A 26,234-nucleotide genomic window follows, 5' to 3' on the forward strand; every position below is an offset into this window, starting at 1 on the left:
CTATGCTTCGGACCATGGCTCAGCGTGTCCTGGTGGTCGAGGACGAGGAAGACATCGCCTTCCCCCTCGTCCGCACCCTCGAACGTGAGGGCTACGAGGTGTCCTGGGTCGACAGCGGTCAGCGCGCCCTCGACGACCTGAGCGGCATCCCCGCGGACGTGGTCATCCTCGACCTGGGCCTGCCCGACATGGACGGCCTCGAGGTCTGCCGGCGCGCCCGGGAGGCCGGCTACGAGGGTGCGATCATGATCGTGACCGCCCGCGCCGGTGAGCTCGACCGGGTCGTGGGCCTCGACTACGGCGCCGACGACTACCTGGCCAAGCCCTTCGGCCTTGCTGAGCTGCAGGCCCGGGTGCGGGCGCTGCTGCGCCGCACCGCCAGCGGCTTCTCCGCCTCGGGCGACCCCGACCCCCACGGGCTGCGCGTCGACGTCGCGGCCCGCCGCGTCTACTGCGGCGAGCAGGAGGTCCCGCTGACGGGCAAGGAGTTCGAGGTGCTCAACATCCTGGCCTCCCAGCGCGACAAGGTCGTGGCCCGCGGCCGGCTGATGGCCGACGTGTGGGACGAGAACTGGTACGGCTCGACCAAGACCCTCGACGTCACCATCGGTCGCCTGCGCCAGAAGCTCGAGAGCGTCGGGGTCACCGACAAGATCGTCGCCGTGCGCGGGGTCGGCTTCCGTCTCGAGGGCGCCGCGGCCCCCTCGACCAGCTCGGCCCCCTCCTCGGCCGACGCCTGAGCCGGTGGCCGCGCCCCCGCAGGACCCCGCCCAGCACGACCAGCCCGACCAGCACGACCAGGCAGCCCCGCGCCGCGAGGTGCTGACCTGGCTGACCGACATGGACGGCGTGCTGGTGCACGAGGAGGTGCCGATCCCCGGCGCCCAGGAGTTCATCGAGGCCCTCCAGCGCTCCGGGCTCGGCTTCATGGTGCTGACCAACAACTCGATCTTCACCCCGCGCGACCTGCGCGCCCGCCTGCTCGGCAGCGGCATCGACGTGCCCGAGTCGGCGATCTGGACCTCCGCCCTGGCCACCGCGCAGTTCCTGCACGACCAGCGCCCCGGCGGGTCGGCGTACGTCGTGGGGGAGACCGGGCTGACCACGGCCCTGCACGACGCGGGCTACGTGATGACCGACCGCGACCCCGACTACGTCGTGCTCGGCGAGACCCGCACCTACTCCTTCGAGGCGATCACCCGCGCGATCCGCCTCATCGACGACGGCGCCCGGTTCATCGCGACCAACCCCGACCCCAGCGGGCCCAGCCAGGACGGCAAGCTGCCCGCCACCGGCGCGGTCGCCTCGCTGATCACCACTGCGACCGGGCGGGCGCCCTACTACGTCGGCAAGCCCAACGCGCTGATGATGCGCAGCGCCCTGAACCGCATCGACGCGCACTCCGAGACCACCGTGATGGTGGGCGACCGGATGGACACCGACATCATCGCCGGGCTCGAGGCGGGGCTGCGCACGGTGCTGGTCACCAGCGGCTCGACCCGCCCCGACCAGGTCGGCACCTTCCCCTACCGCCCCACCGTGGTGCGCGAGTCGGTGGCCGACCTCGTCGGCCTCGTCGACGAGTGGGCCCGACGGGTGTGAGCACGCCCCCGCGACGTAGTCTCCGCGCATGACGTCCGGCCCCCCCGATGCCAGGCGGCAGCGGGTCCTCCTGGTCGTCGCCACCGTCGTCGCCGCCGCCGTGCTCGTCGTCTTCTGGTCGCTGCTGGCGTCGTCGCTCTCGCTGGAGGCACGTGGGGGTGTCAGCGCCCTGGGCCTGGTCGTGGCGGGCGCGCTGGCCACCGCGAGCACCGCTGTGCGGGCCCGGTGGTCGACCGGCGGGCGGCGTCGCGCCTGGCGGCTGCTGTCCCTGGCCGGCCTGACCGCGCTCACCGGCAACGTGCTGGCGATGCTGCTGGGGGACTCCTCGAGCGCGGTGTCCTCGCCGGTGGGCGACACCGCGATCGCCCTGGCGCTGGTGCTCGCGATCGTGAGCCTGACCTGGTTCACCCAGGTGAACCGCAGCCGGGTCGACCTGGCGGTGATGGCGCTCGACGGGCTGATCCTCGGCACCGCGGTGCTGATGATCGCCGCCAGCCTGGTCTACGACCAGCTGCTCGCCTCGGGCGAGAACGTCTCCCTGCTCGCGGGCACGGTCATCCCGATCCTCGACGTCGTGCTGGCGACCGTCGCGCTCATCCTGCTGCGCCGCACCCGCGGCCCCGACCGGGTCGCCCTCGGCCTGGTCGCGGCCGGCTTCATCGTCTACACGATGACCGACCTGGGGTACGCCGTGCGGGTCGCGGCCGGCACCTTCGACTTCGGCACGGTGCTCGACCTCGGCTGGATGGGCGGCTACCTCCTGCTCGCCCTGGCGGCCTGGTGGCCCAGCCGGGTCAGCGACGTGACCCGCGAGGACGGGGTCGCGGGCGCGGAGGACTGGGACACCGCCGTCGTCTTCGGCGTGCTGCTGGTCGCGACCATGGTCGAGGTGATCGGCGAGGGCGCCGGGGGCCTGCTCAGCGTCGAGGCCGTGCTGTGGATCCTCCTGATCGGCGGGGCGGGGCTGCGCCAGGGGCTGATCGCGCGCGACAACCGGCACCTGCGCGCCAACCTGGAGGACCAGGTGCGCGAGCGCACCGCCGACCTGCGCCAGATGGGGCGCGAGACCGAGGTGCTGCTGTCCTCGGTGGCCGACGGCATCTACGGCGTCGACCTCGAGGGCAGGGTCACCTTCGTCAACCCCTCCGGCGCCCAGATGCTGGGCTACGAGGTGGCCGACCTGACCGGGCGCGTGGCCCACGACGTCTTCCACGCCCCCGACGAGCAGGGCAGGGCCTACCCGGCCGAGCACTGCTACATCGCCGACGCCGTCGGCTCGCGCCGGGTCACCCACAGCGAGGACGACCGCTACCTGCGTGCGGACGGTGAGGCGTTCCCGGTCGAGATCACCGCGAGCCCGCTCGTCGACGGCGACACCGGCGAGGTCCGTGGCGGGGTCGTGGTCTTCCGTGACGTGACCTCGCGCCACGAGGTCGAGCGGGTCAAGAACGAGTTCCTCTCGGTGGTCAGCCACGAGCTGCGCACCCCGCTGACCTCGATCCGCGGCTCCCTGGGGCTGCTGGCCGGTGGCGTGCTCGGGGAGCTGCCCGAGCCCGCCTCGGCGATGGTCGACCGGGCGCTGATGAGTTCGGAGCGCCTGACCCGGATGATCAACGACATCCTCGACCTCGAGCGGATCGAGTCGGGCAGCCTGGCCCTCGAGGTCGCGCCGCACGACGTCGACGACCTGCTGGCCATCGCCGAGCGCGAGATGACCGGGCTGGCCGAGAGCCGCCAGGTGCGCCTCGTGCGCGGTGCCGGGTGCCCGGCCCAGGTCCTGGCCGACCACGACCGCATCGTGCAGTCGCTGACCAACCTGATCGGCAACGCGCTGAAGTTCTCCGCGCCTGGCGCGGTGGTCGAGCTCGACGCGCGGCTGGTGGGCGGCGAGGTGGAGATGCGGGTGCGCGACCAGGGCCGGGGCATCCCCGCCGACCAGCTCGACGCGATCTTCGACCGGTTCGTGCAGGTCGACTCCTCCGACATGCGCCAGGAGGGCGGCTCGGGCCTGGGCCTGGCGATCTGCCGCGGCATCGTGGAGCGCCACGGCGGCCGGGTGTGGCTCGAGAGCGAGGTCGGCGTCGGTACCACCGCCCACCTGAGCCTGCGGGCCGCGCCGGTGCGTGGACCCTCCGAGGTGCCGGTCTGAGCCGCGGGGCAGAATCGGCCCGCTCGCCGGCGGGGACAGCCCCGCACCACCGTCCCGCTGCCTCGGAGGCTCCCTTGGACACGACCCCACCGCCCGCCGCGCCCCGGATCACCGTGCGCACCGGCAGCGGCACCGGCCGCACCCGGCTCTCGGCCTTCGACGCCGCGCTGCGCGAGGCCGGGGTGGCCGACCTCAACCTGGTCACGCTGTCCTCGGTGGTGCCGCCGGGCAGCACGGTGGTGGAGTCGTACGAGCCGTTGGAGCACGACCACGGGGACCGGCTGTGGTGCGTGCTGGCCTCGGCCGGCGCCGAGCAGCACGGCGAGGTCGTGTGGGCCGGTCTGGGCTGGGCCCGCGAGACCACCAGCGGTGCCGGGGTGTTCGTGGAGCACCACAGCGGCAGCGAGGAGGCCCTGCGCACCCAGATCGCGCTGAGCCTGGAGGACCTGTGCGCCTCGCGCGGCTGGGGCGAGGTCGAGAGCCACACGGTCGTGGCCAGCGCCCACTGCGTCGACGACCCGGTCTGTGCCCTGGCCGTGGCCGCCTACGAGGTCCAGGGGTGGGGCACCGGTGCCTGAGCGGACCCTCGAGGGGCTGACCGTGACCATCGAGGTCGAGACGGTGCTCGAGCCCGAGGTCGTCGAGCGCTTCCACGCGCTGTACGCCGCCACCTTCGAGCCGCTGGCCACGCGCGCCGTGGCGCGCCAGGTGCTGCACCGCGAGGAGTTCGTGGAGGAGATGTCGGACCCGCGGGTGATGAAGTACGTCGCCCGCGACCTCGACGGCGAGGTGGTCGGGCTGACCACGCTGACCCGCGACCTCGAGACCGTGCCGTGGATCAGCCCCGACTACTTCGCCGCGCACTACCCCGAGCACACGGCCCGCGACGCGGTCTACTACCTCGGCTTCACCCTGGTCGCCCCGCAGCACCGTCGCACCCACGTCTTCCAGTCGATGATCGAGGAGGTCGTCGAGCTGGTCCGCGACGACCGCGGGGTCTGCGGGTGGGACGTGTGCGCCTACAACGAGCAGCACCTGGGCTTCTCGACGATGATCGGGGCGCTGCTGCACTCGCGGGCCGACTGCACCATCGAGCAGGTCGACACCCAGACCTACTCGGTGGTCCAGATGCACGGACCCAGGGGCTCCTGAGCGCTCCTGGGGATGACCGGCGGGGGTGCCGCCCCGGGTATCGTGGGCGCTCGCGGTCGTCCGGGGCCGTGACCGTCGAGAGGGAACGATGCCGAGCGTGCTGGTGGTCGACGACGACGACGACGTCCGCATGGTCACCTGCATCTCGCTGAGCAAGGTCGGCGGGTGGGACGTGCTCGAGGCGTCGCGCGGTCGTGAGGCGCTCGAGCTCGCCGCGAGCGCCCGGCCCGACGCCATCCTGCTCGACCTGATGATGCCGGACATGGACGGCATCACGACCTTCCGCCTGCTCCAGGACGACCCCGTGACCAGGGACATCCCCGTCATCCTGCTGACCGCCAAGAGCCGGGTCGGCCCCACCCAGCCGTGGGACGGACTGGCCGTGACCGGGGTGCTGGCCAAGCCCTTCAGCCCGATGGAGCTGCCCGGCGACGTCGCGGCGCTGCTGGGCTGGAGCGCGCCGGGCGCCTAACGTACGGCCATGCGGTCGTTCCGGTGGCACGGCAAGACGTTCGGCGGGGTCCCGCGCGAGCACTGGCGGTGCGTCAACGACGCGCTCGACCCCGAGACCGACTTCGTCGAGATCTACCGCAACGCGGTGGTCCACGAGTTCCCGTGGGACATGAACCAGGCGCTGTCCTTCGCGCTGTTCCGCACCTACGCGGTGCCGGGCATCGGGCGGCTGCTCGCCGAGACCGGCGCCTTCACCGAGCAGGTGCAGCGGCGCTACGACGACACGGCGCTGCTGCTCGAGCAGCCCTCCCTCAAGGGCTTCGACCACCCCGACGCCCGGGCCGCGATCCGGCGCGTCAACCAGATGCACCGCGCCTACGACATCCCCGACCACGAGTTCCGCTACGTGCTGTCCACGTTCGTGGTGGTGCCCAAGCGCTGGCTCGACGACTACGGCAAGCGGCCCCTGACCAGCACCGAGCTGCGGGCCTCGGTCAACTACTACCGCACCCTCGGGCGGCACATGGCGATCCCCGACGTGCCCGAGACCTACGACGGCTTCGCCCGGCTGATGGACGACTACGAGGCCGAGCACTTCGGCCCCGACGCCGGCGGTCGGGCGGTGGCGGCCTCGACGCTGGCGCTGATGCTGACCTTCCAGCCCCGCATCGCCGCACCGGCGGTCGAGGTGTTCTCGCGGGCCCTGATGGACCCGCCGCTGCTCGAGGCGCTGGGCTACGCCGCACCCCCGCGACCGGTCGTGCTCGCCGCCCGGGCCGGGCTGCGAGCACGCGGGCGGGTGCTGCGGTTGTTCCCGGCGCGGATGAGCCCCCAGACGGTCGCCGACCTGCCGTGGGTGCGCTCCTACCCCGACGGCTACGAGATCGAGCAGCTGGGCACCTTCCCGACGCCGGGCGTGGCCGGCTGCCCGGTCAGGCACGCTCCTGGGCCAGCAGCTCCCGCACCCGGGGGATGACCTCGGTGCCGTAGAGCCGGATCGACTCCGCACGCTGGGCGTGCGGCAGCGCGCCGACGGCGTACTTCATCTGGAAGCGCGAGAGGCCCAGGGTGCGCACCGCCCAGGCGATCTTGGTCGCCACGGTCTCGGGGGAACCCACGAAGAGCGCGCCCTGCGCGCTCGCGCCCTCGTCGAAGGCCGCCCGGGTGTAGGGGCCCCAGCCGCGCTCGCGCCCGATCCGGCTGAAGGCCGCCGCCTGGTGGGGGTACATCTGCTCGCGCGCCAGCTCGTCGGTGGCGGCGACGTGGCCGGGGGAGTGCATGCCGACCGGCAGCTCGGGACGCTCGTACTCGGTGAGCGCGCGGCGGTAGAGGTCGGCGAGCTGGGTGAACCCGGCGGGGGAGCCGCCGATGACGGCCAGCACCAGCGGCATGCCGTACGCCGCCGCCCGCACCACCGACTGCGGCGTGCCGCCGACGGCGATCCAGGCGGGCAGCAGCCCGGCCTCGGTGCGGGGGTGCACGACCTGCTCGCGCAGCGGCGGGCGGGTCGTGCCCGACCAGGTCACCGGCTGCTCGGTCTGCACCGCGGCGAAGAGGTCGAGCTTCTCGTGGAAGAGCACCTCGTAGTCGGACAGGTCGTGGCCGAAGAGCGCGAAGGACTCGGTGAAGGAGCCGCGGCCCAGCTGCACCTCGGCGCGCCCGCCGCTGATCGCCGCGAGCGTGGCGAAGCGCTGGTGGACCCGGATCGGGTCGTCGGAGGAGAGCACCGTGACACCGGAGCCGAGACGTATCCGCGAGGTCTGCCCGGCGATCGCGGCGAGCACCACGTCGGGGGCGGAGACCGCGTAGTCGTCGCGTGGTGCTCGCCGACCCCGAGGTAGTCGACCCCGACCTCGTCGGCCAGCACCCCCTCGGCCACGACCTGGCGGATCGCCTCGGCCTCGTGCACCGGTCGCCCGTCGGGGCCGAGCTCGAGGTCGCCGAAGGTGTCGAGGCCGAAGGTCGGGTGCGCGCCGGGTGCCGAGGCGGGCCAGGGCATCGGGCAGGGCGTCGGGCTGGGCGTCGGGCTGGGCGGGCGGGACCGGGGGAGTGCTCACCCCTCGAGCGTACGAGCGGCGGTCCGTACCGGTCGTTGACAGGAGTCAGCCCTGTGGCTACGGTCACGTCATGAGACCTGAATCACCCGTCAGGTTGGACGACGAAGGAGAAGTCATGACGCAGCGCACCCCGGCCCGACAGGGCGGACGACGAACCCTGGCAGTGGCCGCAGCAGCGGTCGTGGGCGTGCTGGGCCTCAGCGCCTGCGCGCCCGACAGCGGCTCGGCCTCGGCGGGGGAGGACGGCGAGGGCGCCGCGGTGCCCGTCTCGATCATCTACTCCCAGAGCGGCCCGCTCGCCGCCTACGGCGAGGCCTACCGCAACGGCCTCGAGGCCGGCATCGACTACGCCACCGACGGCAGCGGCGAGGTCGACGGCCGCGAGATCGACCTCGACTTCGTCGACGACGCCGGCGACCCCGCCAAGGCGGTCGGCCTGGCCAAGGACGCGATCGGCTCGGGCACCCAGATCATCGCCGGCACCGTCTCCTCGGGCGTCGCGCTCTCGCTGGCCGAGCAGGCCGAGCAGAACGAGGTGCTCTACATCTCCGGGCCCGCCGCGGCCGACGCCGTGACCGGCATCAACCGCTACACCTTCCGCTCGGGCCGCCAGACCTACCAGGACGTGGCCACCGCCGGCTCGCTGATCGGCGACCTCGACGGCAAGAAGGTCGCGGTCTTCGCGCAGGACAACGCCTTCGGCCAGGGCAACGTGGCCGGTGTCGAGGCCGTCCTGGGCGGCGCCGGCGCCGACGTCGAGCCGGTGCTCGTGCCCGAGGACGCCACCGAGTTCACCCCCTTCGCGCGTCGCATCCTCGACGCCGAGCCCGACCTGGTCTTCGTGGCCTGGGCCGGCGACACCACCAGCGCCATGTGGCAGTCCCTGGACCAGCAGCAGGTCTTCGACGAGGTGCCGGTGACCACCGGGCCTCGGCGACATCGCCAGCTACGGCGCCTACGGCGCGGCCAGCGAGCAGATCACCTTCCTGTCGCACTACTTCGCCGGCGCCCCCGACAACGAGGTCAACGCCGCGATGGTCGAGTCCCTCGAGGAGGCCGGCGCCGAGGCCGACCTGTTCTCGCCCGACGGCTTCGTGGCCGGCCAGATGATCGTGCACGCCATCGAGGAGGGCGGCGGCGACGACGTCGACGCGATGATCGAGGCGCTCGAGGGCTGGGAGTTCGAGGGCCCCAAGGGCACCACCACGGTGCGCGCCGAGGACCACGCGCTGATCCAGCCGATGTTCGCGGCCACCCTGACCAAGGAGGGCGGCTCGTTCGTGCCCGAGCTGGCCGACCAGGTCGAGCCCGACGCCGTCGCACCCCCGGTCGCGACCTCGTGAGCGAGCCCGGCCCGGTCCTGGCGGTGCGCGACCTGCACCTGAGCATCGGCGGCGCGGTCATCATCGACGGGGTCTCCCTGGCGGTGCCGCGCGGTGAGATGCTCGGGGTGATCGGCCCCAACGGTGCGGGCAAGACGACGCTGTTCAACCTGCTCTCGGGCGTCATGCGCCCGACCGCGGGCACGGTGCACCTCGCCGGCGACGACGTCACCGCCCGCTCGGTCGACGCCCGCGCCAGGGCCGGGCTGGGACGCACGTTCCAGACCTCGAGCCTCTTCGACGGCCTCACCGCCGTCGAGAACGTCCGCCTGGCCGCCCAGGCCGCCCTCGGCGGCGCGCTCAGCCTCGTCCGGTTCCCCGGGCGCGGCGGCGCCGCCACCGAGCGGGCCCGCGACCGGCTCGACCAGGTGGGCCTGGCCCACCACGAGCACACCGTCGCCGGCGGGCTGGCCCACGGCGACAAGCGCAAGCTCGAGATCGCCATGCTGCTGGCCAGCGACCCCCACGTCATCCTGCTCGACGAGCCGATGGCCGGGGTCGGCAGCGCCGACGTCGAGGGCCTGATGGACCTCATCCGCCGGGTGCACCGCGAGCACGGCACCACCGTGCTGATGGTCGAGCACCACATGGACGTCGTGCTCGGCCTGGTCGACCGCCTCGCGGTCATGCACCACGGCCAGCTGCTGGCCTGCGACTCCCCGGAGGCCGTGATGGCCGACCCCACCGTCCAGAGCGCCTACCTCGGAGCGACCGCATGAGCACCCCCCGTACGACGCCGCAGGCGCAGCCCGTGCTGCGCGTGCGCGGCCTCTCGGCCCGCATCGGCCAGCAGCAGGTCGTCGAGGACGTCACCCTCGAGGTGCCCGCCCAGGGCGTCACCGCGCTGCTGGGCCGCAACGGCGTCGGCAAGACCAGCACCATCAAGGCGGTGCTCGGCCTGGTCGAGCGCAGCGGGGTGGTCGAGCTCGACGGCGAGCGCATCGACACCCTGCCCACGCACCGCATCGTGCAGCGCGGCGTGGGCTACGTGCCCGAGGACCGCGAGGTCTTCGGCTCGCTGAGCGTCGAGGAGAACCTGCGGCTGGCCGAGCGCACCTCGAACCCGCGCCGCGAGCTGGTCGCCGACCTGTTCCCCGACATCATCGCCCGCAGCCAGCAGGCCGCCGGCACCCTGTCGGGCGGGCAGCAGCAGATGGTCGCGCTCGCCCGCGCGCTGCTCAACGAGAACCGGCTGCTGCTCGTCGACGAGCCCACCAAGGGCCTCTCGCCCAAGCTGGTCGGGGAGGTCACCGAGGCCCTCGAACGCGCTGCTCAGGTGGTCCCGATCCTGCTCGTCGAGCAGAACCTCGTCGTGGCCCGCCGCCTGGCCGACCGCGCGGTCGTGATGTCCGACGGCCGGGTCGTGCACACCGGCGACGCCGCCGAGCTGCTCGACGACGAGCAGCGGGTCGTCAGCCTGCTCGGCGTCGGCTCCACCGGCGAGTCCCACTCCACCCACAGCCAGGAGGTCCCCTCGTGAGCACGATCGTGCTGCTGCTCGCCACCGGCCTGGGCCTGGGCGCGCTCTACTTCCTCGTCGCCTCCGGGCTCTCGCTCATCTACGGCCTGATGGGCGTGCTGAACTTCGCCCACGGCTCGTTCCTGACCCTCGGTGCCTTCGCCGGCTGGGAGACCGCCCGCCGCCTCGGCGGCGACTCGTGGGGCTCGCTGCTGCTCTCGCTGCTGGTCGGCGCCGGCGTCGGCGCCCTGGCCGCGGTGCTCACCGAGCTGCTGCTGATCCGGCGGCTCTACGAGCGCCACATCGAGCAGGTGCTGGTCACCGTCGGCCTGGCCCTGGCCACGGTCGCGCTCTTCGACGGCATCTGGGGCACCGACGCCATCTTCGTCACCGGCCCGGCCTGGTTCAACGAGACGACCACGATCCTCGGCGCCCGGGTGCCCAACGACCGGTTCGTGCTGATCGGCGTCGCGCTGCTGGTGCTCGGCGGCATCATCGCCTTCCTGCGCTTCACCCGCTTCGGCCTGGTGATCCGCGCCGGCGTCGAGAACCGCTCCATGGTCACCGCCCTGGGCATCGACGTGCGCCGCGCCTTCACCGTCGTCTTCGCCATCGGCGGCGCGGCCGCCGGCCTGGGCGGGGTGCTGGCCTCGCACTACTTCGGCTACGTCTCGCCGCAGCTCGGCGGGTCGCTGCTGATCTTCGCCTTCATCGTCACCGTCATCGGTGGCCTGGGCTCCCTGCTCGGCGCGGCGATCGCCTCCGTGGTGGTCGCGGTGCTCCAGCAGATGGCCAACTTCTACCTCTCCGGGACCGGCGACCTGGTGGTCGTGCTGCTGCTGGCCACCGTGCTCCTCGTGCGTCCCTCCGGCCTGATGGGAGCCCGCGCATGAGCACCGACACCACCACCGGCACCAGCCCCACCCCGACCGCCGACGCCCCGGCGTCCCCGGCCCCGGCCGGGTCGGGCGCCGGGCCGCGCCGCGGGCCCGGCCTGCCGCTGCGGCTGCTGGGCATGCTCGGCCTCGTCGCTCTGCTCGCGGTGCTGCCGCTGGTCAACCTGAGCATCCCCGGCGTGCTGCCGGGAGCGACGTACACGCCCGGCACGCTGCAGCTGATGGCGCTGGCGCTGGTCTTCGCCTCGCTGGCGCTGACCTACCACGTGATCTTCGGGGTGGCAGGGCTGCTGAGCTTCGGGCACGCGCTCTACCTGGCCATCGGCGCCTACGGCCTGGGCATCGTCCTGGACCGCACCGACCTGGGCCTGGTGCCGGCGATGGCGCTGACCCTGGTGGCCGGCGCGGTCGTCGCGCTGGTGCTCGGCGCGGTCGGGCTGCGGGTCGGCGGCATCTCCTTCGCCATGGTCACCCTGGCCTTCGCGCAGGCCGGCTCGGTGCTGATCCGCCGCAACAGCGACGTCACCGGCGGCGAGGAGGGGCTGCGCCTCGACACCACCCACGTGCCCGACGCGCTGGTCGGGGTCACCGACACCCGCAACCTCTACTGGGTGGCCGTGGTGCTGCTCGTGGTCGTCTTCGCGCTGGTCACCTGGTTCGAGCGCTCCCGCGCCGGCCACGTCGCCGCCGCGACCCGCGAGAACGAGCTGCGGGTGCGGGTGCTGGGCCTGCGCCCCTTCGCCGTCAAGCTGCTGGCCTTCGTGACCGGCTCGGTGCTGGCCGTCGTGGTCGGCATGGTCTACCTGCTGCTGCAGAGCGGCGCGACCCCGCGGATCGCCTCCGCCGACTTCACCCTCACCATCCTGGTGATCGTCGTGCTCGGCGGGCTCGGCTCGCGCTGGGGAGCGGTGGTCGGCGGCATCGTCTACACGCTGCTGGACCAGCGGCTGACCGCGCTGGCCGCCTCCGACGCCGTCGAGGGGCTCCCGGGCGTGCTGAGCGTGCCGCTGGGGGAGCCGCTGTTCATCCTCGGCACCCTCTTCATCCTCGTGGTGCTCTTCGTGCCCGGCGGCCTGGTCGGCCTCGGCGCCCGCCTGGCCGGGGCGCGCAGCCGGGCCGGGCGCCCCGCGGTCGCCGCGGGTGAGGATGGCCCATGACCACTCCGCGCCGCGACGGCCTGCACACCCTGGGTCGCTGGACCACCGACCGGGCCACCTCCACCCCCGAGCGGGTCGCCATCGACGACCGCGGGGTGGTGCTGACCTACGCCCGGCTCGACCAGCGCGCCGAGGACCTCGCCGAGCGGCTGCTCGCGGCCGGCTACACCGCCGGGGACCGGCTGGCCACGCTGACCGGCAACAGCGCCGACCACGTGGTGCTCTTCTTCGCCTGCGCGAAGGCCGGGCTGGTGCTGGTGCCGCTGTCGTGGCGGCTCTCCCCGCGCGAGCTGGCCGGCCAGGTCGAGGAGGCCGACCCCGCGCTGCTGCTGGTCGAGGAGGAGTTCACGGCGCTGGCCCGCGCCACCCTCGACCTCGTCGTCGGCACGGTGCCGGTGGCCGCGATGGGCACCCAGGGCGTCGAGCAGCACGCCCCGGCTCCCGGCGGGTCCGAGCGGGCCCGCGGCGAGCGGCGTACGACGACCGGCGGGGCGGCCCGCCCCGTGGGCGACGACGACCCGCTGCTGATCATCTTCACCTCCGGCACATCCGGGCAGGCCCGCGGTGCGGTGCTGACCCACGCCAACTGCTTCTGGACCAACCTGTCGCTCTCGCGCACCGCCGAGATCACCAGCCGCGACGTGGTGCTGGCGCTGATGCCGCAGTTCCACGTCGGCGGGTGGAACGTGCAGCCGTTGCTGGCTTGGTGGATGGGCGCCACCGTGGTGCTCGAGCGCACCTTCGACGCCGGGCGGGTGCTGCACCTGATCGCCGAGCGCCAGATCACCACGACGATGGGGGTGCCCGCGACCTACCTGATGCTCGCCGAGCACCCCGACTTCGCCGACGCCGACCTGACCAGCCTGCGCCACGCCATCGTCGGCGGGGCACCGATGCCCGAGCCGCTGCTGCGCACCTGGCACCGGCGCGGGGTCGCGCTGACCCAGGGCTACGGGCTGACCGAGGCCGCCCCCAACGTGCTGTGCCTGCCGCCCGAGGAGGCCACCCGGCGCGTGGGCATGGCCGGCACGCCGTACCCGCACGTCGAGGTCGAGCTGGTCGACCCGGCCACCGGCGCGCTCGTCGAGGGCCCCGGCACCGGTGAGCTGGTGGTGCGCGGGCCCAACGTCTTCGCCGGCTACTTCCGCGAGCCCGAGCACGAGCGGGCCGAGCAGGAGCGGCGCCGCGGCCTGCACACCGGCGACCTGGCCACCCGCGACGCCGACGGCTACTACCGCATCGTCGACCGCATCAAGGACATCTTCATCACCGGCGGCGAGAGCGTCGCGCCCGCCGAGGTCGAGCAGGTGCTGCTCGCGCACGCCGCCGTGGCCGACGCCGCCGTGGTCGGGGTACCCGACGAGCGCTGGGGCGAGGTGTGCGCGGCGTACGTCGTGCTGCGCCCCGGCGTGGCCACCGACGAGCAGGACCTGCGCGAGCACTGCGCGAACGAGCTGGCCGCCTTCAAGGTGCCGCGCCACGTCGCGGTGGTCGCCGAGATCCCGCGCTCCTCGAGCAGCAAGATCATGCGGCGCGCGCTGGCCGACCGGTGGCGCGAGCAGGAGGTCCGGGCATGAGCGAGAGCGCACGCAAGCCGCCGAGCACCAAGCGCGGCACCGCGACCCGCAAGGCGATCATCGACGCCGCCGAGCACGTCTTCGCCGAGCACGGCTACGCCGACGCCTCGATCACCCGTATCACCGAGCGCGCCGGGGTCGCCCAGGGCACCTTCTACCTCTACTTCGACTCCAAGCTCACCGTCTTCGAGGAGCTCGTCGAGGACCTCAACCGGCGGGTGCGCCACGCCATGAGCGAGGGCTCGGCCGGGGCCACCACCCGGCTGGAGGGGGAGCGGGCCGGCTTCCGGGCGTTCTTCGCCTTCACCGCCGAGCACCCCGCCCTCTACCGCGTGGTGCGCGAGGCCGAGTTCGTCTCGCCGCGGGCGCTCAAGCTGCACTACACGCGCATCGTCGAGGGCTACATCGCCAACCTCGAGCGGGCCCGCGAGGTCGGCGACGTCGGCGAGATCGACCCCGAGGTCGTCGCGTGGGTGCTGATGGGCATCGGCGAGATGGTCGGGATGCGCTGGGTGCTGTGGGGCGACGAGCCCGGCCGCACGCTGGGCCCCGGCGCCACCGCCACGGTGCCTGACCACGTCTTCGAGCAGGTGATGGCCTTCATCGAGCGCGCCCTGGCCGCCGGCCACCCCGCCACCGACCCCGCCGACCACCCCGCCGACCACCCCGCCGCCGACCCCGCCACCGACCCAGGAGCAGACCAGCGATGACCACCGCCACCCGGCACCCCTCGGGGCCCGCCGCCCCGACCGACCCGGCCGGCCCGCGCACGGTCCGTGTGCCCGTCGACGGCGGCGAGCTGACCTGCGGCGTCTGGGGGCCCGAGGACCCCGAGGCTCCGGTGGTGCTCGCGGTGCACGGCATCACCGCCCACCACCGCTGCTGGCCGCTGGTCGCCGAGGCGATGCCCGGTGTCCGGGTCGTCGCCCCCGACCTGCGCGGCCGCGGCCGCAGCGCGGGCCTGCCGGCGCCGTACGGCCTCGAGCGCCACGCCCGCGACCTCGAGCAGGTGCTCGACCACCTCGGGGTGCGCGAGGTGACGCTGGTGGGTCACTCGATGGGCGCCTTCGTGGTGCTCACCCTGGCCGCGCTGGTGGGGGAGCGGGCCACCGGGCTGGTGCTCGTCGACGGCGGCCTGCCGCTCGCGGCGCCCGCCGGGGGCGTGCCCTCGCCGACCGCCACCCCCGACGACGTGCTCGGGCCGGCCGCGCAGCGGCTGCGGATGACCTTCGAGAGCCACGAGGCCTACCGCGACTTCTGGCGCGAGCACCCCGCCTTCGCCCACGACTGGAGCCCCGTCGTCGAGGGGTACGTCGACTACGACCTCGAGGGCGAGGCGCCGCGACTGAGGCCCTCGGCCGCGGTGGCCGCCGTGGCCGCCGACGCCGCGCAGCTCTTCGGCGGGCCGACCTACGAGCAGGCGATGCGCTCGCTCACGCTGCCCACCGTCTTCCTGCGCGCCCCGCGCGGGCTGATGGACGAGCCGCAGGCGCTCTACGCCCCCGACGCGGCCGAGCGGGCGCGCGCGCTGGTGCCGCACCTGCGCGACGTCGAGGTCGACGACGTCAACCACTACACGATCGTGCTGGCCCCGCGCGGGGCCGAGGCCGTCGTCGCCGCCGTACGAGACCTGCACGCCTGAGCCGACCCGCACCACCTGTTCCACACCTGTTCCACACCTGCACGTCATGCCTGGCCCTACTCGGAGGAGCACCATGAACGACGTACCGACCCCGTCCCTGCCCACCAGCACAGCCGCGGCGCGGCGCCGGGGCGTCCCGGCCGCGCTGGCCGGCGTGCTCGCGGTGGTGCTCACCGCGGTCGCGCTGGCGCTGGCACCCGGGGCCACCACCAGCGCCCGGGCCGCCGGCAGCTGGACCAGCGAGACCATCGCCGGGATGAACGTGCGTCTCTACGTGCCGACCACCGCGCCCGCGATCGCCGACGGCCGGGCGCTGATGGTCAACCTGCACGGCTGCGTGCAGACCAACACCGACCTGCAGACCGCCGGCAACTGGCAGGCCACCGCCGACGACTACGGCATGGTGGTGGCCGTGCCGGCCGCGCCCGGCGGCGGCGTGATCGCGGGGTGCTGGGACTACTACGACGGCAACCACAGCCGCAGCGCCCCGGCGCGCCACGACGACAACCTGCTGGCGCTCGTCGAGACCCTGCTCGGCCGGACCACGCTGGGTCTCGACGCCGACCAGGTCTACCTCTCCGGTCTCTCCTCGGGCGGCGGCGAGACGATGGTGATGGGCTGCCTGGCCCCCGACGTCTTCGCCGGCATCGGGATCAACGCCGGCCCCACGGTCGGCACCACCTCCTCTCAGATCTCGACGGTCTCCACCACGAAGTCGGCCGCGACCTCGACCTGCACCCGCTTCGCCGACAGCCACACCGCCGGCTTCGACACCCAGCTCACCTCGGTCATCCACGGCAACGACGACTACACCGTCGCCACGGGCTACAACCTGCTCAACGCCGAGGTGATGGCCGGGCTGTACGACGCCACCGCGACCTCGCCGGTCGCGATGTCGACGCTGCCGGGCACCAGCACCGCCGGCAGCGGCACGGTCTGGTCCGACGCCGAGGGGCCCCGGGTCTCGCTGCTCACCAACACCGGCCTGGGCCACAACTGGCCGGCCGGCGGCGGCCCGGGCGGGCGCTACATCAAGGCCACCAGCATCGACTACCCGCGCTACGTCACCTCGTTCTTCTTCGCGAACAACCGCCGGGTGAGCGGCACGACGGGCACCCCGACGCCGACCCCTACGCCGACCCCCACCCCGACCCCGACCCCGACCCCGACACCCACGGCGACCACGCCGCCGCCTGCGGTGGACTGCTGGACCACCAGCAACGCCACCCACGAGGACGCGGGGCGCGCGGTCAGCTACGGCAACGACCCCTACAACCCCTTCTACGCCCTCGGCAGCCAGGACTACCTGGGCCAGGGCGACGCGACCGTGACGGCGGTGCGCCGGACGGGCGAGGGCGTCTACCGCAAGGTCACGGCCTGCTGAGGGCGTCGCGGCGACGGCGGCCTAGCCTGGGCGCGTGAACCCGCTCCGCACCGTCGTCGTCGGCCTGCTGCTCGTGGTGGGCGACCTGCGCATCGGCGACGGGGAGGTGGCGCCCGACCTCCTGCCCGACCCCGTCGGCTGGGTCCTCGTCGCGGTGGCGCTGGGTCGCCTCGCCCACCTGCACCCCGGGTTCGGCGTCGGCGTCGTCGCCGCCTGGGTCGGGGCCGCCCTCTCGGTGCCGCTGTGGCCCGGGCTCGCGGGGCTCCGCGAGGTCGAGCTGCCCCTCGACACCGCCACCGGGATCGTCGACCTGGTCGTGGTGGTGGCCGTGCTGACCGGCGTGATGGCCGTGGTGCCGACCCGCAGCGCCGGCGCCCGCTCGCTGCGCACGACGTACGTCGTGGCGGCGCTGGCCTTCGGCGCCCTCGCCCTGGGCTCGCTGGGCAGCATGGCGCTCGCGGTGCTGGCGCTGATGGCGGGGCTGGTCAACCTGGTGGTGCTCATCATGGTGCTGGTCTTCCTGGGCAGCGTCTCGAAGGAGACCCCCCACCCGGCCCCCGCCGCCCCCGCCCCACGCTGACCAGGCGCAAATGTCGCGCTGACCCGGCGCAAATGTCGCGCTGACCCGGCGCGGATCTCCCCCGGTCGGTGGCCCCGGCACGCGGGCGGTGGTGATGGGCCACGATGGGTCGATGGACGACCTCGGCTTCTACCTCGGCCTGCCTCTACTCGGCGCTGTGGCGATCGTGGTCTCCACGATCGTGCTCTACCTGGCGATCACGGCCCTGCTCTCGCACGCGGGTCAGCGGCTCCACGCCTCGCCCTCGAGCCTCGATCTCGCCGTCGTCACGGTGCTCGGCGCGATCGTGGGTCGCTCGATCCTCGGCCAGGTGCCGACGCTCAGCGGTGGCCTGCTGGCGCTGGCGACGTTGCTGGCGGTCGAGGGCGTCGCCGGGCGGGTACGTCGCAGCGAGCGGATGGTGGCGCGTCGGCGGCACCGGGCGGTCGCGGTGATGGTGGCCGGGCAGGTGCAGCGCCACGAGCTGACCCGGCTCGGCCTCGACGAGACCGGCCTGTGGAGCGAGCTGCGCGCCGCCGGCGTCCGCTCACCGCAGGAGGTGGCGGTCGCGGTCGTCGAGCCCGACGGGCGGTTCACGGTGCTGCGCCGCGGCGAGGACGTGCACCCCGCCGCGCTGACCGGGGTCAAGCAGTCGGGGGAGCTGCTCGAGCGGCTCGCCCGCGACTGACCCGGCCCCGGTCCCGCGCCGACCGGTTACTGCTCGAGCTGGGCGGCCTCCTCCTCGGAGATGATGGAGACGAACCAGTGGTGGCCCCACTCGGACCCCCGTACCGGGTCGCCGGCCTCGATGCCCTTGCGCGGCACGTCCTTCGGTGCCGGGACGGACCCGACGACGTAGATGTTCCACTGCTGTCCGAGGTGCTCCTCGGTCGGAGCCAGCGTGAGTGCGGCATCGGGAGCGTGCTCGACCCAGGGCAGCGGGTAGCCCTCCTCCTCGTACCAGCCGAAGCCGCCGTCCTCGTTGAGGTAGCGGTCGACGCCCTTGGCGAACTGGATGCCGTCCTGCCACTCGCCCTCGTAGGCGACCGAGTAGGTGCGCCCGGCGACCAGGTAGTCCTTGCCGTCGGCCTCGATCGTCTCCAGCCGCGCCATGTCCGGGTGGGCCACCGGGGTGGGGATCGTGTACTTCTTCGCCTTGCTCGTGCGCACCAGCTTCTTGCGCTTGTACTCCTTGACGACGAACTTGTAGGTCTCGCCGTACTCGAAGTCGTGGTCGGCCCGGGAGAAGATGGCGGTCCCGTAGGACTGCGTCGCGGTGGCCTCAGCGCCGCCCTTGATGAACGCCCGGTAGGTGTGGCCTTTCTTCACGCCCGTGAACCGCATGCCCACGACGTACCAGCCCCAGAGGTAGCCGGCGCCGCCGCACTCGCAGGAGACCCCGGGCGACTTGATCCGCAACGGCTTGGTGCGGGCCCGGTCCTCGGTCGACGACACGGCGGGCGTGCCGGCCGCTGGTCCGGCGGCCTGGGCCGGGGCCAGGCTGAGGCCGCCGGCGAGCAGGGTCAGGGACGTGGCCACGCCGGCCAGGCGGGTGAGACGTGCGGGGGACATGCAGGCTCCTTGGGGTCGGGGGAGCCCCATCGTGGTGAGCAGCAGCCGCCGCTGGGGCCGGACCGGGTGATCCCGGACGATTCCGAACAGGCTGGAGCGCAGGCACGCGCCGGCTCGGCGCGAGATCTGCGCCGGGTCGGCGGGGCGGGAGGTTCTCCACAGGTTAAGGAGTGCCACTTCCCGGGTAGGTAAAGGACTGCGTAGCGTCAGCGACGACGCACTCCCACCTCTCGGATCCCTACTCGGAGGGAGCCTCCATGGCGATGACCCACGCCGACGCCCGCCGGGCGTCGGCTCCCTCCCGGCTGCCCGGTCACTCCGAGACGCTCGAGCAGCTCGACCACGCGCTGCGCGAGGCGGTGCGACGCGAGGGCGTCGACCCCCAGCGCGACCCGGGCGTCGTACGCCGCCTGGCTGAGGCGCTGGTGCGGGCGCACGACGACAGGAGCCTGACCGGGGCGGTGGCGCCGGTCGGCGACCTCGAGGCGATGGTCGACGAGCTGGTCGCGCGGGTCTCGGGCTTCGGGGCGTTGCAGCCGCTGCTGGACGACCCGAGCGTCGAGGAGGTGTGGATCAACGACCCGAGCCGGGTCTTCGTGGCCCGCAACGGGCGCCACGAGCTGACCAACCTGATGCTCACCCAGGCACAGGTCGCCGAGCTGGTGGAGCGGATGCTCAAGTCCAGCGGGCGGCGCGTCGACATGAGCCGCCCCTTCGTCGACGCGATGCTGCCCGAGGGACACCGGCTGCACGTGGTCCTCGAGGGGATCAGCCGTGGCTTCTCCGCCGTGAACATCCGCAAGTTCGTGCTGCGCGCGGCCCGGCTGGGCGACCTGGTCGAGCTGGGCAGCCTGACCCCGCAGGCCGCGGAGTTCCTGCAGGCCTCGGTGCGGGCCGGGCTCAACATCCTGGTCTCCGGCGGCACCCAGGCCGGCAAGACGACGATGCTGAACTGCCTGGCGGCCGCGATCCCCGGCAGCGAGCGGGTGATCTCGGCCGAGGAGGTCTTCGAGCTGCGCTTCCCGCACCCCGACTGGGTGCCGCTGCAGACCCGCCAGGCCGGGTTGGAGGGCACCGGAGAGATCCGGCTGCGCGACCTGGTCAAGGAGACGCTGCGGATGCGGCCGAGCCGGGTGATCGTGGGGGAGGTGCGGGCCGAGGAGTGCCTCGACCTGGTGCTGGCGCTGAACTCCGGGCTGCCTGGCATGTGCACCCTGCACGCCAACTCCGCGCGCGAGGCGCTGGTGAAGATGTGCACGCTGCCGCTGCTGGCGGGTGAGAACATCGGCTCGCGCTTCGTGGTGCCGACCGTCGCCTCGTCGGTCGACCTGGTGGTTCATCTGGGTCTCGACCACCGGGGTCGGCGGCACGTAGAGGAGATCGTGGCGGTGCCGGGGCGCACCGAGAACGACATCATCGAGGTCGAGCCGATCTTCCGGCGTACCCAGGGCGAGCTGCGCCGCGCGCAGGGGATGCCGCCGCGCACCGAGCTCTACGAGCGTCACGGCATCGACGTACGCCGCCTGCTCGCGGTGGGCGCGGAGCAGGAGGTCTGAGCGTGGGCGCGCTGGTGGGTCTCGGGGTGGGGGTCGGGCTGCTGCTCATCTGGTCGGCCTTCACTATGCCGCGGCGACCTCGCGCGACCTCGACCGGACCGGGGCGGCTGGAACGGCTGCTGGGCTCCGCGGGGCTGCGGGGCGTGTCCTCGACGTCCTTCGTGCTGATGTGCGCGGTTGCGGGTGTCGGGGCCGCGCTGCTGGTGCAGCTGGTCTCCCGGACCCCGCCGGTCGCGGTCGTCTTCGGGGTGCTGGCGGCCTACCTGCCAGTGACGGTGGTCGCGGCCCGGGCGCGGCGGCGGCTGCGCGAGTTCGCCGAGGTGTGGCCCGAGGCGGTCGACAACCTGTCCTCCGCGGTGCGCGCCGGCATGTCGCTGCCCGACGCGCTCTCGGCGCTGGGCACCCGGGGGCCGGAGCCGCTGCGCGAGGCGTTCACCGGTTTCGCCCTCGACTACCAGGTCACCGGCCGGTTCGGCGAGAGCCTCGACCGCCTCAAGGACCGCCTGGCCGACCCGGTCGGCGACCGTGTCGTCGAGGGCCTGCGGGTGGCCCGCGAGGTCGGCGGCGGCGAGCTGGGCCGGCTGCTGCGCAACCTGTCGGGCTACCTGCGCGAGGACGCCCGCACCCGCTCCGAGCTCGAGTCGCGGCAGGCCTGGACGGTCAACGGGGCCCGCCTCGCGGTCGCGGCGCCGTGGGTGGTGCTGCTGCTGATGTCGTTGCAGAGCGACGTGATCCGCCGCTACGCCTCACCGGCCGGGGTCGTGGTGCTCGCCGTCGGGGCCGGGCTGTGCGTGCTGGCCTACCGCCTGATGATGCGCATCGGCCGGCTGCCCACCGAGAGGCGGATCCTGTCGTGAGCCTGACGATGTGGGGTGCCCTGCTGGGGGCCACGACCGCCGCCGGGCTGCTGCTGGTCGCGGCGCGGCTGCGCGTCGTACGCCGCCCGCAGCTGGCCGACCGGGTGCTGCCCTACCTGCGGGACCTGCCGCAGGCGGGGCGCCCGGCCGCGGGGCCGAAGCTCGAGGGCGGGTCGTCGGTGGTGGTCGCCGTCTTCGGACCGGTGCTGCGCTCCCTGGCCCAGAGCGTGGAGCGGGTGCTGGGTGGCGCGACCTCGGTGCGCCGGCGGCTGGCGCGGGCCGGCATCGACAGGAGCGTGCACGAGTTCCGCGTCGAGCAGGTCCAGTGGGGGCTGGTGGCGTTCTCGCTGGCGGCGGCCTGGGGGCTGCTGCGCACCCTGGGCGACCCGGGAGCGGTGGTGAGCTCGGCGCTGGTGTGCGCCATCGCCTTCGTGGTCGGTGTGCTCGCCCGCGACAACCACCTCTCGGCCCAGGTCCGCACCCGCGAGCGCCGCATCCTCGCCGAGTTCCCGACCGTCGCCGAGCTGCTCGCGCTGGCGGTGGCCGCCGGGGAGAGCCCGGTCGGCGCGCTCGACCGCGTGGTGAGCCGCTCCGGCGGCGAGCTGTCGGCCGACCTGGCCCGGGTGCTCGCGCAGGTGCGCACCGGTGAGCCGGTCGGCTCCGCCTTCGACACCCTGGCCGCCACCAGCGGCCTGCCGCTGGTCTCCCGCTTCGCGCAGGGCATCGCCACCGCCGTCGAGCGCGGCACCCCGCTGGCCGACGTGCTGCACGCCCAGGCCGCCGACGTCCGCGAGGCCGGCCGGCGCGAGCTCATCGAGTCGGCGGCCCGGCGCGAGGTGCTGATGATGGTGCCCGTCGTGTTCCTGGTGCTGCCCGTGACCATCATCTTCGCCTTCTGGCCCGGCGTCGTCGGGCTCGACCTGACGACCCCATGACCCTCTCGGGAAAGGACACCCACATGACATCCCTCCTCGCGCACCGACTGGTGCTGCTCTGGCTCGCCCTGGTGGCACCCGCCCACCGCAGCGGCCCGCGCCGCGACGAGCGCGGCGACGTGCCCGGGTGGGTGCTGGTGACCGTGATGTCGGCCGGCATCGTGGTCGCGATCGGCTCGATCGCCCAGGACGAGCTGGGGCAGATGCTGCGCAACGCGCTCAACAAGGTGAAGTAGTGCCGCTGCTGCGTCGGCGCAGCTGCCGCGGCGCGGCCATCGTCGACTTCGTCCTGGTGCTGGTCGTGCTCGTGCCGCTGGTGCTGGGCATCCTGCAGGTCTCGTTGGTGCTGCTGGTGCGCAACACCCTGGCCTCGGCCGCCTCCGAGGGCGCCCGGTACGCCGCCACGGCCGGTCGCGGCGAGGGCGACGGGATCGCGCGCACCCGCAGTCAGATCGACGGCGCAGTCTCGGGCCGCTTCGCCCAGGACGTCACCGCCCGCACCGTGCTGGTCGACGGCGCACCCACCGTCGTGGTCACCGTGCGGGCGACCGTGCCCGCGCTGGGCCTGGGAGGCCCGGGGGTGGGCATCGAGGTCGCCGGCCACGCGGTCGAGGAGGAGCAGTGAGCCGGCGGCCGGTGGGTCGGCGGTACCGCGACGAGACCGGCAGCGCCCTGGTCGAGCTGGTCTGGCTGGGCGTCCTGCTCCTGGTGCCGATGCTGTGGATCGTCGTCAGCGTCTTCGAGGTCCAGCGCGGTGCCTTCGGCGTGGAGTCGGCAGCCCGGTCGGCGGCGCGGGCCTACGCCCTGGCCCCCGACGACGCCAGCGGCCACGACCGCGCGAGGGCAGCGGCCCGGCAGGCGCTGGCCGACCAGGGCCTCGACGACGTCCCCGTCACCGTGGACGTGCGCTGCGGCGAGCTGGCCGACTGCCACTCCGGGACCGCGGTCATCACGGTGCGTGTCGACTCGAAGGTCGAGCTGCCCTTGATGCCCGACGTGCTCGGCGGGGGAGCACCCAGCTTCGCGCTGGCCTCCAGCCACACCGTCCCGATCGGGCAGTACCAGGAGATCACCCGATGAGGCCCCGACCCACGAGCCGGCGCGACGAGCGGGGCCAGGTCAGCGTGCTGATCGTCGGGTTCGCCTTCGTGCTCGCGCTGGGGGTGGCGGTGGTGGTCGATGTCAGCGCCGCCTACCTGCAGCGCTCCGGGCTCAGCACCCTGGCCGACGGCGCCGCGCTGTACGGCGCCGACGCGGGCGCGACCGGGGCGTCGACGTACACCGAGGGCGTGCCGCAGGACCAGCTCGCCCTCGACGCCGGGGTCGCCCGGGCCGGGGTGGCCGACTACCTGCGCAGCGTCGGTGCTCACGAGGAGTACCCCGGTCTGCGGTTCGTGGTCGTCGTCGACCAGGCCCGCTCGTCGGTGCAGGTGCGCCTCAGCGCCCCGCTCGACCTGCCGCTGAGCATGCCCGGCGCCCCCGAAGCGCCCGCGGTCTCGGCCGAGGGGTCGGCCGTCTCCGACGTCGAGCGGTGAGCCCGGCCCTGGCGGCAGCCGTCAGACGAGGGCCTCGCTGCCTTCCTCCAGCCGTCGGAAGTGCTCGATCGGGAGCTCGGCCTCGGCGTACCGAGCCCAGACCAGGACGTCCCAGTCGGCCTCGGCGGCGGCGAAGGTCCACCCAGGCGGCATGTCCTGTCGACGCAGCCGGTGGTCCTCCTCCACGGTGACGACGGCCATGGGCAGGCGCAGGAGCCGCAGGAGCACGGTGGTGTCGGTCAGCCGGCCCGACTCCGCGAGCTCGAGCAGGTGCTTGCTCACCACCCGCATCGGCACCACGTGCTCGCCGGTCGTGCCGACGACGCTGCCGTCCTCCGCCCTGGTCCGCGGCTGGTCCTTGAGCCGCATCGCATCCGGCGACCACCAGGCGCCGGCCGACCGCCTGCGGTGGCCCTGCTGCGTCTCCCGCGGCTTGGCCCAGATGTAGTCGATGTCGTCACGGATGATCTTGGTCCGGTTCAGGTCGGGGCGCCCCACGAGCAGGTGGACCATGCCCAGGATCAGGGCGGCGTCCTGCTCGTCGTCGGGCGTCGGGCGCGTCACGGGACGGAGCCGTCCGCCGTGCCGCGCTTCTCGGCCAGCCCGGTGACACCCACGACCAGCAGGCCCAGCAGCAGCAGGCTCAGTCCTTTGACGAAGGCCAGGGCGAGGGTCAGCCACGGGGACTCGGGCCACACCGTCTGGGCCTGTCCCAGGGAGATCGGGGACAGCACCGTGTCCGTGGCGTACAGCAGCGACCACGCGCCCCTGTCCATGAAGGACTCCCACCACCCGTCGGGAAGCGTGGACGGGTTGGCCAACGGTGACTGGACGAACTGGTGGGCGAAGGAGAAGGTCACCACAACGGCGACGACCAGCAGACCCAGCAGCCACCACAGCGCCCGGACGTTGCTGTAGAAGTAGCGGACGGTGGGCCCCAGCACCAACCGCTCAGCCCACCCCCATGGCTCGTGCCGGGTGCGTGCCTTGGCCCCCAGCACACCGAACTCCGTCGCGGCACGCGCCCTCCCGGACCGGCGCAACGCCTGCTCGAGCTGGTTCCAGACCTCCTCCGGCAACGAGGCGGACGATGCCGTGAGCCAGTCGTGGAGGCGACGGGCGGCCGCCGCGTCGGACTTCTTGCCCGGGGTGTCCTCGACGTCGGCGAGACCCACGCTGCCGATCCTGACGGACCTGCTCACCTCGAACGGGATGGCGCCCTCGTCCGGCGGGATCCAGAGCTTCCCGAAGCGGGCGCCGTCGATCACCGTCCGGAACGTCGTCGCAGTCGAGGAGGAGGACGCCTCCGGGTTGGCCGGTGAGAACTCGCCGATCACCGCGTCGGGGATGAACAGCTGTCCGAGGCCTCGACATCCCCAGAAGCGCAGGCTCGACGCGACTTCGATCGAGGAGGCGTTGAGTGCCCCCCGCTCGCGGTGGAACGCCTGCCCGACGGGGGTGAAGTCGCACGAGTCGAAGGACAGCCACGGCACCACCAGGTGGTTCGCGCTCACCCAGTGGTGGAAGTCGCAGCCCTCGAAGCCGAGCGGGAAGTCGAGTCGCAACCAGTTCAGGTTGAGCTCTCCGCCGATCACGACCTCACGCAGCCTCAGACCCTGGGGGTTGGCCACCTGGCCGCTGGCTCCCGTCGCGAAGTCGGCGAGCACGCTGCGCAGGACCTCCGCGTCGATGTACGCCGTGGCGGTGGGGGTCTCCAGGAAGGCACCGCTGACGTCCTCGTCGCTGCGCACCGGCAACGGGTCCCCGTGCTCGTCGACGGCGTTCACGATGGTGCCCGTGACCAGCGCGCGGCTGATCTCCTCGGGCGAGACGACCCGCAGCTCGTCGAGGTACTCCTGCAAGGACGAGGCCTTGGTCCGGGCCAGGCGTTGCCCGTACTCCTTGGTCTCGAGCAGCTGCTGGACGACCGGCACGTGCTGCGGGGCCAGGTGCGAGACGTCCGCGAGGAAGTCGCGGTACCCGGGGGAGCCGAGCAGCGTGGTGAGGTCGGGCAGGCCCGAGCCGTCTGCCTGCGACCGCTCGGCGACCAGAGTGGTGGCGGGCTTGAAGGACGCCGGCTCGTGGCAGCGTCGCATCAGGTCGACATAGGTGGGCAGCGAGATGGCGCGCAGCGCCACCAACATGTCCAGGTGCTGCTCAGCAAAGCTCACGAAAGGGTCCTCGGGGCGGTCAGGGGCGCCCTGCTGGCGTCCGCGTGGGACCACCCAAAGCGCCACGGAACCCTGGAGGAGCGACGTCCGGACATCCCGGACAAGTCCGTACAAGTGGAACCAGGCAGCCTGGGCTTCC

Annotated in this window: 29 protein-coding genes and 1 pseudogene; 26 read left to right on the forward strand and 4 right to left on the reverse strand. The window is 73.4% G+C overall.

Going from position 1 to position 26,234, the window contains the following annotated elements; all coding sequences use genetic code 11:
* Positions 1–14: 14 nt before the first annotated feature.
* From H0S66_RS12555 to H0S66_RS12585, 7 genes are all read left to right on the forward strand, one after another.
* Entirely contained in the window at positions 15–740 is a 726-nt protein-coding gene (locus H0S66_RS12555; RefSeq protein ID WP_246305143.1) for a response regulator transcription factor, read from the forward strand.
* 100 nt (positions 741–840) lie between these two features.
* Complete coding sequence (locus H0S66_RS12560; protein ID WP_179617377.1) at positions 841–1,602, forward strand: HAD-IIA family hydrolase; 762 nt, start codon at positions 841–843, stop codon at positions 1,600–1,602.
* A gap of 28 nt (positions 1,603–1,630) precedes the next feature.
* Complete coding sequence (locus tag H0S66_RS12565) at positions 1,631–3,751, forward strand: ATP-binding protein (protein WP_179615684.1); 2,121 nt, start codon at positions 1,631–1,633, stop codon at positions 3,749–3,751.
* Between the two features lie 74 nt (positions 3,752–3,825).
* Positions 3,826–4,329, forward strand: a complete 504-nt coding sequence (locus tag H0S66_RS12570; RefSeq protein ID WP_179615685.1) for a pyruvoyl-dependent arginine decarboxylase — start codon at positions 3,826–3,828, stop codon at positions 4,327–4,329.
* A complete protein-coding gene (locus H0S66_RS12575) occupies positions 4,322–4,903 on the forward strand; it encodes a hypothetical protein (protein WP_179615686.1) in 582 nt (193 codons plus the stop codon). Before H0S66_RS12570 ends, H0S66_RS12575 begins: the two co-directional genes overlap by 8 nt.
* Before the next feature lie 88 nt (positions 4,904–4,991).
* A complete protein-coding gene (locus tag H0S66_RS12580; protein WP_179615687.1) occupies positions 4,992–5,375 on the forward strand; it encodes a response regulator in 384 nt (127 codons plus the stop codon).
* Positions 5,376–5,384: 9 nt separating this feature from the next.
* Positions 5,385–6,332: an oxygenase MpaB family protein gene (locus H0S66_RS12585; protein ID WP_179615688.1), complete on the forward strand. Its 948-nt coding sequence runs from the start codon at positions 5,385–5,387 to the stop codon at positions 6,330–6,332.
* Here H0S66_RS12585 and H0S66_RS12590 read toward each other — a convergent pair.
* The gene (locus H0S66_RS12590) at positions 6,289–7,143 is read right to left on the reverse strand and encodes an LLM class flavin-dependent oxidoreductase (protein ID WP_258016894.1); all 855 of its coding nucleotides are present in this window, start codon (positions 7,141–7,143) and stop codon (positions 6,289–6,291) included. The two genes, H0S66_RS12585 and H0S66_RS12590, sit on opposite strands and share 44 nt — an antisense overlap.
* A gap of 385 nt (positions 7,144–7,528) precedes the next feature.
* Here H0S66_RS12590 and H0S66_RS21050 point away from each other — a divergent pair.
* From H0S66_RS21050 to H0S66_RS12645, 12 genes and pseudogenes are all read left to right on the forward strand, one after another.
* Positions 7,529–8,338, forward strand: a pseudogene (locus H0S66_RS21050) (ABC transporter substrate-binding protein); the annotation flags it as partial.
* Between the two features lie 61 nt (positions 8,339–8,399).
* Entirely contained in the window at positions 8,400–8,756 is a 357-nt protein-coding gene (locus H0S66_RS20520; protein WP_258017222.1) for an ABC transporter substrate-binding protein, read from the forward strand.
* Entirely contained in the window at positions 8,753–9,514 is a 762-nt protein-coding gene (locus H0S66_RS20525; protein WP_179615690.1) for an ABC transporter ATP-binding protein, read from the forward strand. Before H0S66_RS20520 ends, H0S66_RS20525 begins: the two co-directional genes overlap by 4 nt.
* Positions 9,511–10,275 carry an ABC transporter ATP-binding protein gene (locus H0S66_RS12605; RefSeq protein WP_179615691.1) on the forward strand — a complete coding sequence of 255 codons (765 nt, stop codon included), beginning with the start codon at positions 9,511–9,513 and terminating at the stop codon, positions 10,273–10,275. The genes H0S66_RS20525 and H0S66_RS12605 overlap by 4 nt, the downstream gene beginning before the upstream one ends.
* Positions 10,272–11,147, forward strand: coding sequence for a branched-chain amino acid ABC transporter permease (locus tag H0S66_RS12610; RefSeq protein ID WP_179615692.1), 876 nt, complete (start codon positions 10,272–10,274; stop codon positions 11,145–11,147). The genes H0S66_RS12605 and H0S66_RS12610 overlap by 4 nt, the downstream gene beginning before the upstream one ends.
* Positions 11,144–12,307 carry a branched-chain amino acid ABC transporter permease gene (locus H0S66_RS12615; RefSeq protein ID WP_218876314.1) on the forward strand — a complete coding sequence of 388 codons (1,164 nt, stop codon included), beginning with the start codon at positions 11,144–11,146 and terminating at the stop codon, positions 12,305–12,307. Before H0S66_RS12610 ends, H0S66_RS12615 begins: the two co-directional genes overlap by 4 nt.
* Entirely contained in the window at positions 12,304–13,884 is a 1,581-nt protein-coding gene (locus H0S66_RS12620; protein ID WP_179615693.1) for a class I adenylate-forming enzyme family protein, read from the forward strand. Before H0S66_RS12615 ends, H0S66_RS12620 begins: the two co-directional genes overlap by 4 nt.
* Complete coding sequence (locus tag H0S66_RS12625) at positions 13,881–14,594, forward strand: TetR/AcrR family transcriptional regulator (protein ID WP_179615694.1); 714 nt, start codon at positions 13,881–13,883, stop codon at positions 14,592–14,594. Before H0S66_RS12620 ends, H0S66_RS12625 begins: the two co-directional genes overlap by 4 nt.
* Complete coding sequence (locus H0S66_RS12630; protein WP_179615695.1) at positions 14,591–15,526, forward strand: alpha/beta fold hydrolase; 936 nt, start codon at positions 14,591–14,593, stop codon at positions 15,524–15,526. Before H0S66_RS12625 ends, H0S66_RS12630 begins: the two co-directional genes overlap by 4 nt.
* Before the next feature lie 73 nt (positions 15,527–15,599).
* The gene (locus H0S66_RS12635; protein WP_179615696.1) at positions 15,600–16,910 is read left to right on the forward strand and encodes an extracellular catalytic domain type 1 short-chain-length polyhydroxyalkanoate depolymerase; all 1,311 of its coding nucleotides are present in this window, start codon (positions 15,600–15,602) and stop codon (positions 16,908–16,910) included.
* A gap of 34 nt (positions 16,911–16,944) precedes the next feature.
* Positions 16,945–17,490 (forward strand): hypothetical protein, encoded by a 546-nt coding sequence (locus H0S66_RS12640; RefSeq protein ID WP_179615697.1) that lies wholly within the window; start codon positions 16,945–16,947, stop codon positions 17,488–17,490.
* Positions 17,491–17,602: 112 nt separating this feature from the next.
* A complete protein-coding gene (locus tag H0S66_RS12645; protein WP_179615698.1) occupies positions 17,603–18,157 on the forward strand; it encodes a YetF domain-containing protein in 555 nt (184 codons plus the stop codon).
* A 26-nt stretch (positions 18,158–18,183) separates the two neighbouring features.
* On the opposite strand, the gene H0S66_RS12650 is transcribed toward H0S66_RS12645, so the two are convergent.
* Positions 18,184–19,041, reverse strand: a complete 858-nt coding sequence (locus H0S66_RS12650) for a hypothetical protein (protein ID WP_179615699.1) — start codon at positions 19,039–19,041, stop codon at positions 18,184–18,186.
* A 257-nt stretch (positions 19,042–19,298) separates the two neighbouring features.
* Here H0S66_RS12650 and H0S66_RS12655 point away from each other — a divergent pair, with 257 nt between their 5' ends.
* The 7 genes from H0S66_RS12655 to H0S66_RS12685 are packed head-to-tail and all read left to right on the forward strand — an operon-like array spanning position 19,299 to position 23,924.
* The gene (locus H0S66_RS12655; RefSeq protein WP_179615700.1) at positions 19,299–20,597 is read left to right on the forward strand and encodes a TadA family conjugal transfer-associated ATPase; all 1,299 of its coding nucleotides are present in this window, start codon (positions 19,299–19,301) and stop codon (positions 20,595–20,597) included.
* Positions 20,598–20,599: 2 nt separating this feature from the next.
* Entirely contained in the window at positions 20,600–21,454 is an 855-nt protein-coding gene (locus H0S66_RS12660) for a type II secretion system F family protein (RefSeq protein WP_179615701.1), read from the forward strand.
* Complete coding sequence (locus H0S66_RS12665) at positions 21,451–22,389, forward strand: type II secretion system F family protein (RefSeq protein WP_179615702.1); 939 nt, start codon at positions 21,451–21,453, stop codon at positions 22,387–22,389. Before H0S66_RS12660 ends, H0S66_RS12665 begins: the two co-directional genes overlap by 4 nt.
* A 23-nt stretch (positions 22,390–22,412) precedes the next feature.
* Complete coding sequence (locus H0S66_RS12670; protein ID WP_179615703.1) at positions 22,413–22,625, forward strand: hypothetical protein; 213 nt, start codon at positions 22,413–22,415, stop codon at positions 22,623–22,625.
* Positions 22,625–23,014: a TadE/TadG family type IV pilus assembly protein gene (locus H0S66_RS12675; protein ID WP_258016896.1), complete on the forward strand. Its 390-nt coding sequence runs from the start codon at positions 22,625–22,627 to the stop codon at positions 23,012–23,014. Before H0S66_RS12670 ends, H0S66_RS12675 begins: the two co-directional genes overlap by 1 nt.
* Positions 23,011–23,469 carry a hypothetical protein gene (locus tag H0S66_RS12680; RefSeq protein WP_179615704.1) on the forward strand — a complete coding sequence of 153 codons (459 nt, stop codon included), beginning with the start codon at positions 23,011–23,013 and terminating at the stop codon, positions 23,467–23,469. The genes H0S66_RS12675 and H0S66_RS12680 overlap by 4 nt, the downstream gene beginning before the upstream one ends.
* Positions 23,466–23,924, forward strand: a complete 459-nt coding sequence (locus tag H0S66_RS12685; protein WP_179615705.1) for a pilus assembly protein TadG-related protein — start codon at positions 23,466–23,468, stop codon at positions 23,922–23,924. The genes H0S66_RS12680 and H0S66_RS12685 overlap by 4 nt, the downstream gene beginning before the upstream one ends.
* A 21-nt stretch (positions 23,925–23,945) precedes the next feature.
* Here H0S66_RS12685 and H0S66_RS12690 read toward each other — a convergent pair whose 3' ends face one another.
* Complete coding sequence (locus H0S66_RS12690) at positions 23,946–24,488, reverse strand: hypothetical protein (RefSeq protein WP_179615706.1); 543 nt, start codon at positions 24,486–24,488, stop codon at positions 23,946–23,948.
* A complete protein-coding gene (locus H0S66_RS12695; RefSeq protein ID WP_179615707.1) occupies positions 24,485–26,095 on the reverse strand; it encodes a hypothetical protein in 1,611 nt (536 codons plus the stop codon). The genes H0S66_RS12690 and H0S66_RS12695 overlap by 4 nt, the downstream gene beginning before the upstream one ends.
* Positions 26,096–26,234 lie beyond the last annotated feature (139 nt).

It is taken from the genome of Nocardioides marinisabuli (assembly GCF_013466785.1).
In the GTDB taxonomy this organism is placed as follows: domain Bacteria; phylum Actinomycetota; class Actinomycetes; order Propionibacteriales; family Nocardioidaceae; genus Nocardioides; species Nocardioides marinisabuli.